At 61.8% G+C, this 16,461-nt stretch carries 16 protein-coding genes and 1 tRNA gene; 16 read left to right on the forward strand and 1 reads right to left on the reverse strand.

Annotated features, from left to right (window positions below):
* Positions 1 to 238 precede the first annotated feature (238 nt).
* Complete coding sequence (locus F6S87_RS06585; protein WP_163228054.1) at positions 239 to 490, forward strand: hypothetical protein; 252 nt, start codon at positions 239 to 241, stop codon at positions 488 to 490.
* Positions 491 to 570: 80 nt separating this feature from the next.
* On the opposite strand, the gene F6S87_RS06590 is transcribed toward F6S87_RS06585, so the two are convergent.
* Entirely contained in the window at positions 571 to 1,116 is a 546-nt protein-coding gene (locus tag F6S87_RS06590) for a hypothetical protein (protein ID WP_163227873.1), read from the reverse strand.
* 493 nt (positions 1,117 to 1,609) lie between these two features.
* Between F6S87_RS06590 and F6S87_RS06595 the strand changes: the two genes are divergently transcribed.
* From F6S87_RS06595 to F6S87_RS06665, 15 genes are all read left to right on the forward strand, one after another.
* Entirely contained in the window at positions 1,610 to 2,893 is a 1,284-nt protein-coding gene (locus F6S87_RS06595; protein WP_163227874.1) for a LacI family DNA-binding transcriptional regulator, read from the forward strand.
* A gap of 395 nt (positions 2,894 to 3,288) precedes the next feature.
* On the forward strand, positions 3,289 to 4,245 hold the full coding sequence (locus tag F6S87_RS06600) for a nucleoside hydrolase (RefSeq protein WP_163227875.1): 957 nt from the start codon (positions 3,289 to 3,291) through the stop codon (positions 4,243 to 4,245).
* 354 nt (positions 4,246 to 4,599) lie between these two features.
* Positions 4,600 to 5,583 (forward strand): ribokinase, encoded by a 984-nt coding sequence (locus tag F6S87_RS06605; RefSeq protein ID WP_163227876.1) that lies wholly within the window; start codon positions 4,600 to 4,602, stop codon positions 5,581 to 5,583.
* A 260-nt stretch (positions 5,584 to 5,843) separates the two neighbouring features.
* Positions 5,844 to 6,857: a ribose-phosphate diphosphokinase gene (locus F6S87_RS06610; RefSeq protein WP_163227877.1), complete on the forward strand. Its 1,014-nt coding sequence runs from the start codon at positions 5,844 to 5,846 to the stop codon at positions 6,855 to 6,857.
* A 213-nt stretch (positions 6,858 to 7,070) separates the two neighbouring features.
* Positions 7,071 to 7,358: a 30S ribosomal protein S6 gene (gene rpsF / locus F6S87_RS06615; protein WP_163227878.1), complete on the forward strand. Its 288-nt coding sequence runs from the start codon at positions 7,071 to 7,073 to the stop codon at positions 7,356 to 7,358.
* Positions 7,359 to 7,450: 92 nt separating this feature from the next.
* On the forward strand, positions 7,451 to 8,110 hold the full coding sequence (locus F6S87_RS06620) for a single-stranded DNA-binding protein (RefSeq protein ID WP_163227879.1): 660 nt from the start codon (positions 7,451 to 7,453) through the stop codon (positions 8,108 to 8,110).
* A 118-nt stretch (positions 8,111 to 8,228) separates the two neighbouring features.
* A complete protein-coding gene (gene rpsR, locus F6S87_RS06625) occupies positions 8,229 to 8,477 on the forward strand; it encodes a 30S ribosomal protein S18 (RefSeq protein WP_163227880.1) in 249 nt (82 codons plus the stop codon).
* 26 nt (positions 8,478 to 8,503) lie between these two features.
* On the forward strand, positions 8,504 to 8,950 hold the full coding sequence (gene rplI, locus F6S87_RS06630; protein ID WP_163227881.1) for a 50S ribosomal protein L9: 447 nt from the start codon (positions 8,504 to 8,506) through the stop codon (positions 8,948 to 8,950).
* Between the two features lie 1,165 nt (positions 8,951 to 10,115).
* Positions 10,116 to 10,189: transfer RNA gene (locus tag F6S87_RS06635), tRNA-Lys, on the forward strand.
* Between the two features lie 329 nt (positions 10,190 to 10,518).
* Positions 10,519 to 10,887, forward strand: coding sequence for a hypothetical protein (locus F6S87_RS06640; protein WP_163227882.1), 369 nt, complete (start codon positions 10,519 to 10,521; stop codon positions 10,885 to 10,887).
* A 1,045-nt stretch (positions 10,888 to 11,932) separates the two neighbouring features.
* Positions 11,933 to 12,415 carry a DUF2087 domain-containing protein gene (locus F6S87_RS06645; RefSeq protein ID WP_163227883.1) on the forward strand — a complete coding sequence of 161 codons (483 nt, stop codon included), beginning with the start codon at positions 11,933 to 11,935 and terminating at the stop codon, positions 12,413 to 12,415.
* 71 nt (positions 12,416 to 12,486) lie between these two features.
* Positions 12,487 to 12,711, forward strand: coding sequence for a hypothetical protein (locus F6S87_RS06650; protein WP_163227884.1), 225 nt, complete (start codon positions 12,487 to 12,489; stop codon positions 12,709 to 12,711).
* A gap of 853 nt (positions 12,712 to 13,564) precedes the next feature.
* Positions 13,565 to 14,515 carry an ABC transporter ATP-binding protein gene (locus tag F6S87_RS06655; RefSeq protein ID WP_331270774.1) on the forward strand — a complete coding sequence of 317 codons (951 nt, stop codon included), beginning with the start codon at positions 13,565 to 13,567 and terminating at the stop codon, positions 14,513 to 14,515.
* On the forward strand, positions 14,512 to 15,348 hold the full coding sequence (locus F6S87_RS06660; RefSeq protein WP_163227886.1) for an ABC transporter permease: 837 nt from the start codon (positions 14,512 to 14,514) through the stop codon (positions 15,346 to 15,348). The genes F6S87_RS06655 and F6S87_RS06660 overlap by 4 nt, the downstream gene beginning before the upstream one ends.
* Positions 15,345 to 16,178, forward strand: a complete 834-nt coding sequence (locus tag F6S87_RS06665) for an ABC-2 family transporter permease (RefSeq protein ID WP_163227887.1) — start codon at positions 15,345 to 15,347, stop codon at positions 16,176 to 16,178. The genes F6S87_RS06660 and F6S87_RS06665 overlap by 4 nt, the downstream gene beginning before the upstream one ends.
* The last annotated feature ends 283 nt before the right edge of the window (positions 16,179 to 16,461 follow it).

The raw sequence follows: 16,461 nt of genomic DNA on the forward strand, positions 1-16,461 counted from the left end.
TAAGGCCTGGCACGGCGATGGTACTGCACCCGACAGGGTGTGGGAGAGTAGCACGCCGCCGCAATCACACGTTGAAGAGTCGACCCCGGTCGAGCCTGACGGCTCCCGGGGTCTTCTCGTATCTTCTGTCTTTGGCCGGTTTCCCGGTTGCCGGGTCGCGAACCCGGGCCACCAGCCCGGCAGCTCCCTTTCAAGGAGCTTCTTCTGGATGTTGAGCGGCGGAATTAGGATGGCGGCTATGCATTACTTCACGCCCAGACGCTGCGAATCGTCGAACAAGATCATGTACCACGACAAGGTGCAGGCGTTGCGGGCGGCGGAGGATTCGAGGATCGAGCGCGGGACCGAGCTGTGGGTGTATCGTTGCGAATTCTGCGGCTGCTGGCACCTGACGCACCGCGACCCGCAGCTCCATCTGCAGACGCAGTCGTTCCGCGGCGGCCGCAAGCCGACGAGCCGCAAGAAGGGATACAAGCCGCGTCAGCGGTGACAACAACCCTCCAGGGGTCTCCTGTAGTTACGCTTTGATGCTCGCGACGGCGCGAGCGAGGGCCCCTTTCGGGGCTGGTGTCACTGGTTCATGTTCTCGAGCTCGGTATGGCTGCTGACGACGGCCTTCTGGGCGATCTCGACGGCGCGAGTCAGGTTCTCGACGTTCTCGTTGTAGATTTCGAGGCGGCTGGCGTTGTCGAGCAGATCGTTCGTCGTGGCCGTGGCCTGGCAGGCGGGGATGTCCGGCAGCGCATTGGCGCGCGTGAGCATGTCCTCGAGGTCGTTGAGCGTGTTCGGATCGGCGACGTCGTCGGACGTGTAGGCCGACTCGGTCGCCGCGTCGTCGATGGCCTTCGTCAGCGCCGTCATCGAATCGTCGACGGCGGCGGCCTGCGTCTGGCACGTCGACAGCGCCGTCTCGTGCAGGTTGCTGCGGTAGTTCAGGCTCCTGACGACGGCCGTCGACGCGCAGACGGCGACGATCGCCGCGACGACGGCGGCGACGACATGGCCGGTGTGCCGGACGTCGCGCGGCGCCTGGCCGGCGTCATTGTCCTTCGACGATTCGTCCGGTTCGGTCTGATCGACGGTGTCGGCGTGGTCGGTTGGATCGTTCGTGTTCATCTGGTCGAAAGGTCACCCTTCTCGTGGCGACGGGCGCCACGGTCGCAGTCCCCCTGAATGCTCTGCTAGACAGATTACCGAAATCTGCCGTCCATCGCGGGCAGCGGACGGAGTTTCCCGTCCGAGCCGACTATGCTACTCTCCGCCGTCCCCGTGTCCCGGGATGAACGTCGCCGAACCCCCGTCGCCGGGGAACTTAAGCAAATCGTTTTAGCATTTGAAACTCCAACGGTGTTCCGCGATCGGAACAGGAGTACTCTGGAATCATTGGCGGCCATCGCGGGCCAGTGCGGACGCGGGCGTCGCCGAAGGGCTTGGAAGGGTTGTCCACAACGCTTGTGGATGAATCGTGGCCGGCTGTCAGCGAACCATGCGGTCGATGGCCGACGATGACTACCGTACAGGACACGAACACCACTCACTCGACAGGCGGAACCACACGGCGCGCATCGACTCGTCGACGACAAGAGTCCCACCGGAAAGGAGCTCCACGATGGGTCATCGAATCACGCTGAGGGACGTGGCGACGGCCGCCAACGTCTCGGTGACGACGGCCTCGCTGATTCTCAATGGCAGGCCGGCCCGTGTCTCCCCGGACACCCGCCAGCGCATTCTCGACGTCGCCGAGCAGCTCAACTACGTGCCGAACCAGAACGCCCGCAGCCTCGTGACGAAGAAGTCGATGCTGATCGCGCTGATCGTGCCGGACATCGAGAACCTGTTCTTCGCGTCGCTGTCGAAGCAGATCGAGGATTGCTGTGCCCGCGATGGCTACTCGCTGATCGTCGCGAATTCGGACGATTCGCGCGCCAGCGAGCACGACCTGATGACGAGGCTGTCCTCGCTCGGCGTCGACGGCATGCTGCTCATCGCGGCGCGCGAATCGTACGACGACGTCGACGGCCTGCGCGAGGACGTCGACCGGATGAACTGCCCGGTCATGCTCGTCGACCGGCTGTTCGCCGAGCAGTGGTGCGACGGCGCCGGCCTCGACAACTACACCGGTGGCCGCCTGGCGGCCGACTGCCTGCTCGACGCCGGCCACACGCTGATCGGCTGCATCACCGGCGGCGACCAGCAGGGCAACGCGGCCGACCGCGTGCGCGGCTTCCTCGACGCGCTGCGCGAGCGCGACGTGCCGTTCGATCCGGCGCTCAAGGTGAGCGGCATGTACAAGTTCCGCAGCGGCTACGACGCCGCCGACCGGCTCATCGACGCCGGCGTGACCGGCGTGTTCTGCTGCAACGACCTGATCGCGGCCGGATTCATCCAGCGCGCGATGGAACGCGGCCTGCAGGTGCCGCGCGACATCTCCGTCGTCGGCTACGACAACATCCTCGAGCGCTACGGGCTGTACCGGGACGTCACGACGGTCGACCAGCGCATCGAGGAGCTGGCCGAACGGTGCTGGGAACACCTGCACGACCGGATCGAGGAGCAGCGGCGAAACTCCGGAAAGCGCAAGACAACGTCGTCGTCTTCGTCTTCGGCGGCGGTGACGTCGTCGGCGGCGGCGACTGTGCACGATTCGTCCCGCGGCGCGAGTGCGGGTGCGCACGCGGATGCCGACGGCCAGACGGCGATGGCATCCGGTGCCCAGACGACGGGGCCATCGGATGACCATGGCGACGGTGCCGGAACGGCCGCGGACAATGCCGCCGGCAAGTCGGTGGCGGCGCTGCGCACGGCGCAGGCCGACAAGCCGTGGCTGACCGACGCCGAGACAATCCTGCTCGAGCCGCACCTGATCGTGCGCTCGACGGTCGCCGAACGGTAGCGCTGGCGCCCGCGGAAATGGCGGGCCGACTCGTGAACCGCGAACTGCCGTCGCGTGGCGCCGGCGCCCGCTGGAATAACGCGGAATAATGGAATAACGACACAACGGAATAGCGGTCGGCGGCCACGCAACGGGGAGCGCCGATGGCCGCCGCTTTCGTCCGGTTCGCTCCGGTCCCGGCAACGCCGCCGGGAGCCGCGCCGGACGCGACACACCATGATTGACTTTTTTCTGTGAGCAATTTAATATGGCAATGTCTGATAAAACGTTTTATCAAACTTGCCTCGGTTGCAAACGGGGCAAGCGAGTCAACGGAGACATCTCAGTCACGACGGCAGGCCGTTCGATACGGGCCTGGACGACGGGGCGATTGAAAAATCATAAGGAAGGCAGCCATGAAGAAGCTCATTCTTGATCTGGATACCGGCGTCGACGACACCCTGGCCATCTGCTACGCGCTGGGCAGCCCGGAAGTCGAACTGATCGGCATCACCGGCACCTACGGCAACGTCCTGACGAAGCAGGGCGTGCGCAACGCGCTGGCCATCACCGACATGCTCGGTCACCCGGAGGTCAAGGTCTACGAAGGCCTGGCCCACTCCAGCACCACCGACGACTTCTCCGTCCTGCCGATTTCCGCGTTCATCCACGGCGACAACGGCATCGGCGATGTCGAGATCGAGGATTCCGAGCGCGTGGCCGAGGACGTCCCGGCCGTCGACTTCATCATCGACTCCGTCAAGAAGTATGGCAAGGACCTCATCTACGTGCCGACCGGCCCGCAGACCAACCTGGCCGCCGCGATCAAGAAGGCCCCGGAAATCGTCGACGAGATCGGCGGCGTGGTCCTGATGGGCGGTGCGCTGACCGTCCCGGGCAACGTCTCCGCCTGCGCCGAGGCGAACATCTCGCAGGATCCGGAAGCCGCGGACTTCGTGTTCCGCTCCGGCATCCCGGCGACGATGGTCGGCCTGGACGTCACGCTGCAGACGCTGCTGACGTACAAGGACACCGCCGTCTGGCGCGAGAAGGGTACGTACGCGGCCGGCAAGATCGCCGACATCACCGACTACTACATCAAGGCCTACGAGACGACCGCCCCGACGCTGCACGGCTGCGGCCTGCACGACCCGCTGGCCGTTGCCGTTGCCGTTGATCCGACGCTGGTCACCTGCCTCGACATCAACATGAAGGTCGACACCGAGGCGCCGACCCGCGGCCGCACGATCGGCGACACCGACCGCCTCAACGACCCGGTCAAGACGATGAAGGTCGCCGTCGGCGTCGACGTCCCGCGCTTCCTTGACGAGTTCATGACGCGCATCGGCAACCTCGTTGCCGCCGCGAAGTGAATCGTTCCGGAATCGTCGCATAATTCAATATTTTTCTCCTGAAATTCCATGGCCGCCGGCGCCGTCGCGTGCTGCAACCACCGGCCCGGCGGCGGTCATGACCCACATAACCGAATACGTAACTTTCCTTCCTCATCTCCGTCGCGGCAGCGCATGCCGCGGCCCGCGGCCCGATCGGCTGCGGACGGCGGTCCGGCCTGGCCGGGTGTCGCGACGGGATTCTTCCTTCCGGCAGCTTGATCACCGGTCGGGAGAATCGCAATAATTTATTCTTTTTCGAACGATTCGATCCGTGAGAAAAGCTCCCGCGGCACTCGTCAGCCCGCCCGACGGACGGTAACGAAAGGAACCATCATGACCAACAAGACTCCGCTTGCGGCTCTTGACACGATTTACGGCACCGTCTCCGTCGTCGGCTCGATGAACGCCGACTACACCGTGACCACCGAGCGCCTGCCGAAGCCCGGCGAGACCGTCAACGGCGGTCCGCTGCAGGTGCTGCCCGGCGGCAAGTCCGGCAACCAGGCCGCCGCCGCGGCGCGCATCGGCGCCAAGGTGATGATGTTCGGCGCCGTCGGCTCCGATGGCAACGCCGACTTCCTGCTCGACCAGCTCAACGACGCCGGCGTCAACACGTCGCACGTGCGCAAGGTCCTCGGCCCCTCCGGCACGACGGTCATCACCGTCGACGCCGCCGGCGAGAACGCCATCGTCTACTCGCCGGGCTCCAATGCCCACGTGACCGTCGACTACGTCGAGTCCGAGAAGAAGGCGCTGACGAGCTCGAAGGTGCTCGGCCTGTGCCTCGAGAGCCCGATCGAGACCGTCACGGCCGCGGCGAAGATGTGCCACGAGGCCGGCGTCAAGGTCCTGCTCAACAACTCGCCGTTCCGCGCCACGCTCCCCGCCGAACTCGTCGAGAACTCCGACATCCTGCTCGTCAACGAGCACGAGATGGCGCAGCTGCTCGGCATCGACGAGCCGGAGAACGACGACTGGGCTTCCTTCGACTGGAACTTCGTGCTCCAGAAGATGCAGGAGTTCGGCTACGACCAGGCGATCGTCACGCTTGGCGGCGACGGCTCCGTCGTCCTCGACGCGACCGATGCCGACCGTCCGATCCACCGCGTCTGCCCGGTCCGCGTGCACGCCGTCGACACGACCGGCTGCGGCGACTCGTTCATGGGCACCGTGCTGGCCTGCCTCGCCTCCGACATGAAGCTCGGCGAGGCCGCCGAACTCGCCTCCTACGTCTCCGCCTACGCCGCCACCTCCTACGGCGCGCAAGCCTCCTACGGCAACGCCGCGCAGATTCGCGAGGCCTTCGAGGACAAGTGATCGATGCCGGTCGCGATGGCGACCGGACCCAATAACTAGACGTCTCCCGGACCTGCGGCCGCTGATGATCGATAGGCGGCCGGTTCACCTGGATCGGGATCCTGAGTAAGTGATCAGAGCTGGAACGGGATTGCGCCTGCGTGCGCGGTCCCGTTTCAGTGCATTGTAGGGCCGATACGCCGAACCGGGCCTTCCGGCTATACGGGGTGATTGGTAGTATGGTGCTGTTCCGCGTATCTTCCACAGTTGGGAAATGATTTATGTCTGCAATCCTCGAAGGCACTCCTGATAAACGACTCGCCCTGGTGACCGGCAGGGCCTATCCGGAGCAGGCCGAAGAGACGGCGAAATTCCTCGGCACCAATGTCCTCGAAACGACGGCCTACGACTTTGCCAACGGCGAGATGTACGTGAGGTTCACCGAGCCGGTGCGCGGTGCCGACATCTTCATCATGCAGGCGCACACGCAGCCGATCAACAAGTGGATCATGGAGCAGCTCATCATGATCGACGCCGCCAAGCGCGCGTCGGCCCGCTCGATCACCGTCGTCGCCCCGTTCCTCGGCTACTCGCGCCAGGACAAGAAGCACCAGGGCCGCGAACCGATCACGGCGCGCCTGATCTTCAACCTGTTCCGCACGGCCGGCGCCGACCGCGTCATCACCGTCGACCTGCACGCCGCGCAGGAGCAGGGCTTCTTCAACGGCCCGGTCGACCACCTGACGGCCATGCCGGTGCTGCTCGACTACATGCGCGGCCGCCTGCCGCTCGAGAACACGACGATCGTGTCCCCGGACGCCGGCCGCATCAAGGTTTCCGAACAGTGGGCGGCCAAGCTTGGCGGCCTGCCGCTCGCGTTCATCCACAAGACCCGCGACACCACCCGTCCGAACCACGCCGAGGCCCACGGCATCATCGGCGACGTCAGCGGCCGCGACTGCGTCGTCATCGACGACATGATCGACACCGCCGGCACGATCTGCGAGGCCGTCCGCACGCTGTACTCGAAGGGCGCGCAGACCGTCACGCTCGTCGCCACGCACGGCCTGCTGTCCGGCCCGGCCGTCGAGCGCCTCAAGGACTGCGGCGCCAAGGAAATCGTGCTGATGGACACCGTCCCGATCCCGGAGGAGAAGCGCCTGCCGAACATGACGGTGCTCTCGGCCGCGCCACTGCTGGCCGCAGGCATCCGCTCCGTCTTCGAGTCGCGCTCTGTCACGACGCTGCTCAACGGGCTGCCCGAAGACCTGCGCACCCGCAACATCTACGCGTGAATCGTTCCGGCCTCCGGCTGAAGTTTTGATGTCGCAAACCCGGGCTAGCAGCCCGGGTTTGCGACATCAAACTATATGTGCCGGACGTCGTCCGGTGCTGGTACGCTTGAGAATTTGTGTGGGCTCTCGGCGCGGGAATCGTGCCAAGTCCACGTTGCAAACACACTCCTGTCGCGGAAGGACCGCGACCTGCTAGTCCAAAGGAGGTGGGTGATGTCTGCACACAAGTATGAACTGATGTTCATCGCCAATCCTGAAATGGATGAGAACGGTCTGAAGAAGCTGACCGACCAGTACATGGAAATCGTCACCAAGGAAGGCGGTTCCGTCGAGAACATCGATATCTGGGGCCGTCGCAAGCTGGCCTACGAGATCGACGGCAAGACCGAGGGCAACTACGTCGTCGTGACGTACACCGCCGAGCCGGCCGATTCCGACGAGCTCGATCGTCTGCTCAACCTGAACGAGAACATCGTTCGCACCAAGATTCTTCGCAAGTAATCGTTTCGATTATTTCGCACGATTCTTCCGACTCTACCCATCCGAATCATTATCATTTCCGAAACCGGTAACGAACTTACGTAAGGAGCGTCATGGCAGGCGATACCGTCATTACCGTCGTGGGAAACCTCACTGCTGATCCGGAACTGCGCACGACTGGAAGCGGCTCGACTCTGGCGAGCTTCACGATTGCCTCCACGCCGCGCAGCTTCAACCGCAACACCAACCAGTGGGAGGACGGCCAGGCGCTGTTCCTCCGCTGCACCGCCTGGCGAGACCTGGCCGAGCACTGCGCCAAGTCGCTGTCGAAGGGCATGCGCGTCATCGCGCAGGGCCGTCTGCAGCAGCGCAGCTACCAGGCCCAGGACGGATCCAACCGTTCCGTCATCGAGATGCAGATCGACGAGATCGGCCCCTCGCTGCGATACGCGACGGCCGACGTGCACCGTCAGTCCTCGAGCGGCGGATTCCAGGGCCGCAACAGCGGCGGATTTCAGGGCGGCAACGCTGGCAACGGTGGCTACAGCGGCGGCGGATACGCCGGCAACTCCGGTAACGGAGGCTACTCCGGCGGATCGTCGTACAGCGGCGGATCGAACTACTCCGGTGGCAACCAGGGCGGTTTCTCCAACAACGGTGGCCAGTCGGCCCCGGCCGCGGATCCGTGGAGCTCGCAGGACACCGGCTCGACCGGATCGTTCGGCACGTTCGGCGCCACCGAGTTCGGCGGCGGCGACGAGCCCGAGTTCTGACCGGACGCCGTCGTTCCGTTCCGAACCGCTTCGGATTGTTTTCGCTTCCGGCCGGAGCCGGAAGAATCGTTCACATTGAATAATTCAGACAGTTTGTAATCCAAAGGAGACACATAAGATGTCACGCAAGAGGCCGCAGCCGCCGGTCAAGCCGTTCAAGAAGAAGCCGAATCCACTGAAGGCCGCCAAGGTCACCGAGATCGATTACAAGGACGTCGCGCTGCTGCGCAAGTTCATCTCCGACCGTGGCAAGATCCGTTCCCGCCGCATCACCGGCGTCACCGTCCAGGAACAGCGCGAGATCTCGAAGGCCATCAAGAACGCCCGCGAGATGGCGCTGCTGCCGTACGCCACGACCGGCCGCTGATCCGGACTGCATAGGAGGAAAGTAACATGGCTGATTCCAAGGTTATTCTCACCAAGTCCGTCGCCAACCTCGGCAACGCCGGCGACGTCGTGACCGTCAAGACCGGTTACGCGCGCAACTACCTGATCCCGCAGGGCCTCGCGTTCGCGTGGTCCAAGGGCGCCGCCGCCCAGGCCGAAGCGATGAAGAAGGCCCGCCTGGCCAAGTCCGTCGCCACCCGTGCCGACGCCGTCGCCGCCAAGGACAAGCTCGAGGGCTACGTCGTCGAGATCCCGGCGAAGGTTTCCGAGTCCGGCAAGCTGTTCGGCGGCATCTCCGCCGACGCGATCGCCGCCGCGCTCGCCAACGTCGTCGCCGTCGACCCGAAGGCCATCGACGTCGAGGTCATCAAGACCACCGGCGAGTTCCCGGCCGTCGTCGCGCTGCACCCGGAAATCAAGGCGAACTTCACCGTCAAGGTCGTCGCCGAGTGATTTCTCCCGGCGCTGCGGCGGTTGTTTGCCGGTGTTCCGGTAACGCGACCGCCGCAGCGCCGGTTCCCAGACTCGCATAACTCGCATTGTCTGAGCTTAAGCATGTTCAGGGCGTCTCCCCGCGAGGGAGGCGCCCTGTTTTGTTTGCGCTTGTTTTTGCGGCTGCGGTGGGGTGGCCGGGTGGTCGGTGGCTTGGGCGGCTTGGCGGCATGGCGGCTGAGCGGCTTGGTGGCCCGGGCTGGGTGCCCTGGTGGCTGGGTGGCTGGGTGGCTTGGTGGCTTGGTGGCTGGACGGCTGGATGGCGTCGTCAGCGTGACTTTGTGGGGTGTTTGGCCGGAATGCCCCGGAAGACCATGCTGGAGGGCTGGTTTGCGTGACTTTGCCGGGGGTCGGGCTGGAATGCCCGGGGAGGTCACGCTGAGAGGCGGTTTTGCGTGACTTTGCCGGGGGTCGGGCCGGAATGCCCGGGAAGGGCACGCTGAAGGGTCGGTTTGCGTGTCTGCGGCGGGAATCGTGGCCGATTGCCCGACAAAGTCACGCCGCGGCGAAACTGTCGGCATGCTGTTCTTTCCAGAGCCGGCTGGAAGCTGGAAGAAGAGTCGCGGAAGCGACCTGCGGTCGTGAGGCGGCTGCCAGTTCGGTGGAAGAAATGGCAGGAAAGTCACGCTGGCAGCCTGTTGTCATGAGTCGGCTACCGATTCTGCGACCGGAATGGCAGGTGGCTCACGCAAGCGGAGGATAAGCGTGAGGTTGCCGCCAATCCTACGGCCGGAATGGCGGCTGCCTCATGCAAGGACAGCCTGGGCGCGAGGATACTGTCAATGTGTCGGGAGAATTGGCAGGCGAGTCATGCTTGCCGGCTGGCAGGCATGGAGCGGCGTCTTGTCGTGATGTCACTGCTGAGTTCGTGGCTCGCGCCGATGACACGAAGAGTGGAAATGTGAAGAAATTGTGAAGAATGGGAAAAATAGAGTGGGGCAGGGAGGTTTTTGAGGAGAAATTTGGCACGATTCGGCCTGGTTTGGACTGGGGTGGCAAAAGCGGCAAGAATCGTTGCAATTTCAACGATTCTGAACGATTTTCACAAATGCGACACGCCGATGATTTGTGAATGACTGGAATCCGAGTATATTAATCATTCGTTGCTTCAAGCAACAACCAACAAGCCCCTTTAGCTCAGTTGGTTAGAGCAGCTGACTCTTAATCAGCGTGTCCAGGGTTCGAATCCCTGAGGGGGCACTTCAGAAAGAAGACCTCGGCAATCGCCGAGGTCTTCTTTGTTTTCTGGCGCAATGGGTCGGGCCATGTCCGCGAGCCAAAGTGTCTGTGCGAAGAGTAGGCACCCGGAACGTGACGGCGTTGAAGACGGACGCAGACCAAAGCGCCTGCGCGAAGAGCGGGGTACACGCTCTTGAGACGAGACGCTGGTGTGGATCGGAAAATAGAACAGAGAGTGCAAATACAGCAACGAAGCCGTGTGTTGTCCCTTAAAAAAGCCGTTTCTGTGGGGTACGTTAAAGCCAAGTGGAAAGAAGTCGGACTTCACTGACTGATCAAAGAAGATCAACATGAACAAGAAAATTATGCTTGAATTTTTCGCGTTTTTCGCTGCGAATGTGCTGTTGCTAGTGGGGATTTATACGGTTCCCGCCACTAGTGTCTGGTGGCTTATCCTATGGCTCATTTTGGGCATTGGCAGTGGGATCTTCTACTGGGTTGACCGTCATGCGCTGCGTTCCAGGATTGCCGCAATCATCAGCCTGACGCTGTACCTGCTTGGCTGGCTGGGATTGGCCGCGTCGATGCGGCACTGGGTTGTCATACCGGACTCGGTTAATGAGTGGCTATCCAGCGTGCTGATTGTTGCTGGTATGATCATGGCGTTTACGGCACAGGACGGCGATGTTGCAGAAAAATCCGGTAATTCGAATCCCTGAGGGGTACGTCGGGAAGAAGACTTCGGCGATCGCCGGGGTCTTCGTTGTTTCTGGCCTGTCAACTTACATGATTACATGGCTTGTTGGCGACCGCGATCTTTCGGTCATGTGGAAGTTTCGGTCATGTGGAAGTAATGATTCATGCCGGTAATGGAATGCCCGGTTCTCTCGCCCGCTCGCGTCGAGATCCGTATGCTGAGTCGTACCATGACTCCGACAATCATAGGGGTGGACGGGGATGACACGGCAACATGAAAGGGTCAGGAACATCGCTCGTCTTGTGTGCTCCTGTCTCTTCCTTTTCCTGCTGTTTTTCCTGATGGAGGCGTCCTGTTTCTGGGTCCCGGACTGGGATGTCCTCAGCATAGTGGTTGAACGGTATGTCGTGGGCATACCCGCGTTGTACTCGGCTCCGGTCATAGCCTTCTTCATGGGCGTCTGGTACGCCTGGAACACCCGTTGGCGCATGGCCTTTTTCCCGCGACTCGCGGCGGTAACCGGCGCCTGCGCGCTGAATCTGGCGCTGTACGCAAGAAGCCTGATCAAGTTTCACGGATGGTTCCATAGCATCGCCATTATTGGCGTTATCCCGCCTTTTGCGTTTCTGGCCGGAGGCGTGCTCATGCGAATCGGCTCGTATGTGTCCACACGGCTTAGGGCACGGACTCGGCGAGGGCCGGAGTCTGGTGCACGGGATTCACATGCTTCGGCTGAGCGTTAGGGAACAGTCGTCGAAATATCTGGCGAAGCATGCCGTGAAAATCGCTGTCCGTGTACTCGGGGAAGCGGGATTCTCGTGCATGTAGACAGATGTTGCGACTCTGGGTCGTGATTCGAAGTCGCCGACGATGCCAGGCGAGTACGCATGCCGAATGTGTGTGACCAAGATGTCCGTGACCATGACGCGAGTTGTTCCATGCAGAAGCAATAGCCGAGCCGACAGGGTCCTTTGCCTATTTTTTGTTTGCGCGAGTAAATCTATGCTGAACACTGTCGTAATTTGAAATCCAGAGCAGAAGCGGCGAATGGCGCTGGAAGAGGGCACATGTCATTCTCTCAGCCTTATCAGGCGATGATCAAGCAATACAGGCTCGTTCTCACGGCCCTGCGAACACCGAAACTCCGTGAACAGTTTATTGGTTTATTGAGTGGATCGACGGAACATGCGGAAGGCCCGTGGAAAGAACTGCCATGGCTTTCGGACGGAGCGGTGGACGATGCGGCCATTACCGCGAATCTCGAACTGCTCAAGACGCTGCTCGGGCCCTACGCCGTCATTGCCGCGGATACGGTAAAAGAGATGCCGGCCAATTCGGACGAACGGGAACAGCTGTTGAGGGACATCTGTCGGCGTGTATTTACCGCCATGCCGCAGTCCCGCGATTGGCTGACGGAGGAGGAACTGAATTCCAGACTCGCCATGCTGGTGGATGACGTGGCAACCGTACGAAGATACAGCGTGGACCTTGGACTACTGCGGCGCTCGGATGATGCAAGCCGGTATCAGTTAGGTAGTTCATTATCCTGACGGACGATGACCCTAGTCTGGCATCGTCGGGAAGTTCCATAAAAGGAAAATCTCAACAAGGAGGTCGAATCATGCCCTGTAGAAAAAAGACCGGAAGAACCATCGTCGCCGTTCCCGCCGCATTCGCCGTGCTCAAGGGCCTGATTCCTAGCGCTGGATTAGTGAGCATTGACTGGAACAACGTCGCATTGTGGATCCGTCAGAAGACCTGGGGAAAGTTGTCGAAATGCTTCGCAAGGCATGCCGCGAAAGTTGTGGCGAAGGATCTTGCCAAGCTGACGCCGTGGGGATACTAGACCCATGGGACGCGGGTATGTTCTGCACGCTATTGAGGTCATCGCATTCCTTGTCTGTGGTGCTGGATCGATATGCAGGTTCCATGAACTATGGGCGTGGTACGTGGGACTGTGCGCGGCAGGAGTGGCCATGTACGTGCTCGCGTCTCGCCTACTGGCCCGTCGTGCCGTGACCTCGTATGCGCGTACCGCCTATGCGGGTGATTTGTGCGCGATCGTGGTCATGTCGCTTTTGGCACTGGTACCGGGACGTCTGTCCACGATCATCGGTCTGGTGCTGTTCCTCATGGCTGGAGCCATCGCATGTCGGATCATACGGAATCCGGGTGGCGAGCCAAGGAAGGGGAGGTGGACGCTGGGCAGCATGTAGCTCCGCTTCCAGCGACGCTGCACGGCCGCTGCCTTGGACGAGATATGGTTCGGTCCGCAGCCATGACATGAAAAGGAGGAGGACCGCGAAGGGCATGCTTCAATATCTGGCGATCATCGCCGCCGCGAGCGTGGTCGGCACTCTGAGTTCGTGTTCGTCAATCCGGGGGCTGATCCGGTGTCGTGATACGCGTTGAGGGCCGTGTTCCTGGTCTTCGCGGCGATCGATATCTGGTTTGAGGTGGGACCCCATCCCGCCGCGCCTATCGGCATGAACTCGACGGAGATTTGCGAGGCAGGACACGCATAAGGCCATGGCAGCATGTCCTCTCGGGAGGACACATGGGCCATTATTCATTGTCACGGTTCTTTTCAGCGTCTTTCATGGGTATTAGGGAGCATTGCGAAACCTGCAGGCCCAGAGAAAGGCGAGACGATGAACTCACGATACGCAGTCCAACCGGCAGCTCCTGGTAGTTCGGCCGTGCTGACGCATGACCTGGTAAAACGCTATGGGGATTTCACCGCAGTGAACGGGTTAGACCTCAACGTGCCGGCGCATGGCGTGTACGGCCTGCTGGGGCCGAACGGAGCGGGCAAGTCCACGACAATGAAGCTATTGCTGGGCCTGACCTCGGCCACGAGCGGTGACATGTGGATGCTTGGCGAGAAGATCGACGGACACCACCACCCGCAGGCCGGACGGGTCGGCTCGATGATCGAGGGACCAAGCTTCTATCCCGGCCTATCGGGCCTAGACAACTGTCGCATGGTGGCGGACTACCTGAACCTGCCGCGCAGTTACGCTCCGGCGATCCTCAAGCAGGTCGGACTGGCCGGGCACGAGCATAAAAAGGCGAAGGACTACTCGCTGGGCATGAAGCAGCGGCTCGGCATCGCCATGGCCCTGATTTCGCAGCCCGAGCTCCTGCTACTGGATGAGCCGACGAACGGACTGGACGCGGAAGCCGTGGTCGAGGTGCGCGAGATGATCATGAATCTGAGCAGTCAACAGGGCATCACGGTCATTCTCAGCAGCCACATTCTTTCCGAGATAGAGAAAATGGCGCCCGTCGTGGGCATCATCACCCAAGGGCGCCTGCTCTATCAGGGCGGCCTCGACGCGCTGCGCGAGGAGGAACACATCGACTTCAGGGTCTCGGATCCGAAACTCGCGGCGACGATCCTTGCCTCGAACAATATCGACTATCGGTGGGCGGCCGATCTGGATGGTGGCGTGCTGCGTACGGCGGAACTGTCCGACGGCTGCGTGAGTGCCCTGATCACCCAGTTGGTCGACCGGGGAGTTGGCGTATACCGGGTGGCCTCGGAACGCAAGACCCTGGAACAGGCGTTCCTCGAGCTCATCGAAAGTCCACAGGACCACGAGTCGCGAACCATGCCAGTCGCGAAGCGGGACGGAGGTCCACGATGAGCGGCACGACTGGGTACGCGGATCCGGACCGTCTGTCCCGTCCAGATACGAGGGGCGGCAATCCGTGCACCCTGGTTCGTCTGGAATTGTTGAAGGTGCGGGGGTCGTCATTCTGGTGGATGGTGCTGGGAATGATTCTTCTGGTGTCGGCGTGGGCCGGCATGGCGTTCATGAAACGAGCCAGCAGCCCGGTGCCGGCGTTGCGATCCGTTGTGCTGGCCGACAGCGAGGTTTACCAAATCGTCAGTCTTCTTGCGCCGATTCTGGCCGCCCTGCTAACTAGCCGCATCGCCGTGTTGGAGACCTCGGAACGCATGAACCTGAAATGGTTGTCGCTCGGCCAATCCGATGGAGCGCGGTTCGCCGGCAAGCTGGTTGTCTCGGGCGTTGCCGTCGGCATGTGTTTCCTCGTTCCCCTGTTATGGGTGCCGCTGGCGGCCAAGTCCATCGGTTTCACGGTGAACGGTTCGTTCACGGCGCTGCTGTGGGTGCCGGCGTTGATTGGTTTCCTGTCCGCGTGGGCCACGAGCGCGGTCCAGTTGATGTTCTCGATGGTGATCGACAAGCAGGCCATCGGCCTGGGAATCGGCGTGATCGCCGGCATAGTGGCCTCCGGCTTGTCCGCGATGGACAAGCCCGCCCTAGGCTGGCTGTTCCCGGCCGGGCTGAGTTCGGCTGACAGTCCGTTCATCAGGTCCGTGGATGCGGACGGCAATGCGAAGATGTTGCTTGTCGCGCACCCGTGGCTGCTTGTTGTCGCCGCACTGGTCGCGTTCCTTGTCTGGACGCTGGTCAGTGCGGTAGTGATCAAGATGAAGGAATCAAGACGATGACGCACGCACATGCAACCAATTCAACAATCGATCTGGCAACGATCTCCGCGGCGGATCCCATCCATGCTTCTGCACGGCGGCGCAGGCCATCCGTGGCCGCGGCGTTCCGCTGGGAAGCACGCAAGGCCGGCAATCTATGGTATTGGATCGTGACTGTCCTATTCGATGCGATTGGCATGTTCAACGGGTGGAGCCAGTACATCGATTATCAGGATGAGTTCGCCAGGCAAGGCGTGACCTGGGCGGCAATCTGGGGGCAGGCCATGCTCTTGCCGTCCATGGTGTTCATGCCGGTGCTGGTGTCCGCGTTCGCTGCGCAAATCGAATCCAACGAGCATCGTGGGCGCAACTGGCAGCGCTTGAACGCTACTGGCACCGTCGGGGTGGCGATTGCCGGAAAGATGCTGCATGGGCTTGTTGCCTCGTTCCTGACGGTTCTCGTGTTCGAGGTCGAGTTCGTTCTTGTCGGACGATTTGCCGCCGGATTCGATTTCGCCGGTCTCGGCCCGTTTCTTGTACGAGGTATTCCGCTGACTCTATCGGTGTGGGCAATCATGACCCTTACGCAGGCAGTAAGTGCCAAGACGGAATCGTTCGCCGGCACAATGAGCGTGATGATGGTCCTGATCATCGGCGGATGTGTGCTAAGCCTGGTTGCCCCGGCCGTGGCCCAGCTGTATCCGTGCGCATTGATCACCAGTGCCTCGGGCGCACGCGACCTCGTCAATATTGCCAGCCCCGGTTCGATGATCGTGTCCACGATCGCCGCTGCCGCATGGATCGTCATCAGCACCTTGATTTTTCGTCGGCTGGCCAGACGGGCTATCTGAACAAGAGGATGTTTCCGTATCCGGAGATGTCAGGGAAACGAGAGAAGAGAGAGAATAGGATGCCTTTTCTGCTGGGCTTGACGAAGCCTTTCCTGTGCTCGTCTCGCTGATCATGGAAACCAGCCAGCTGACCGGCCTCTGGGGCCTCTATCCGTGCCGCACAGTCTGTCTCCTATTGGCCACCATCCAATGCTACTCGGCACCTCTCTCCATGGTCGTCATTCTCGCTACGACAGCATGCTGGGTAGGCACACGAAAACTTCCCCGGGAATTTGTCTAGCGC

It is taken from the genome of Bifidobacterium choloepi (assembly GCF_010667615.1).
Lineage (GTDB): Bacteria > Actinomycetota > Actinomycetes > Actinomycetales > Bifidobacteriaceae > Bifidobacterium > Bifidobacterium choloepi.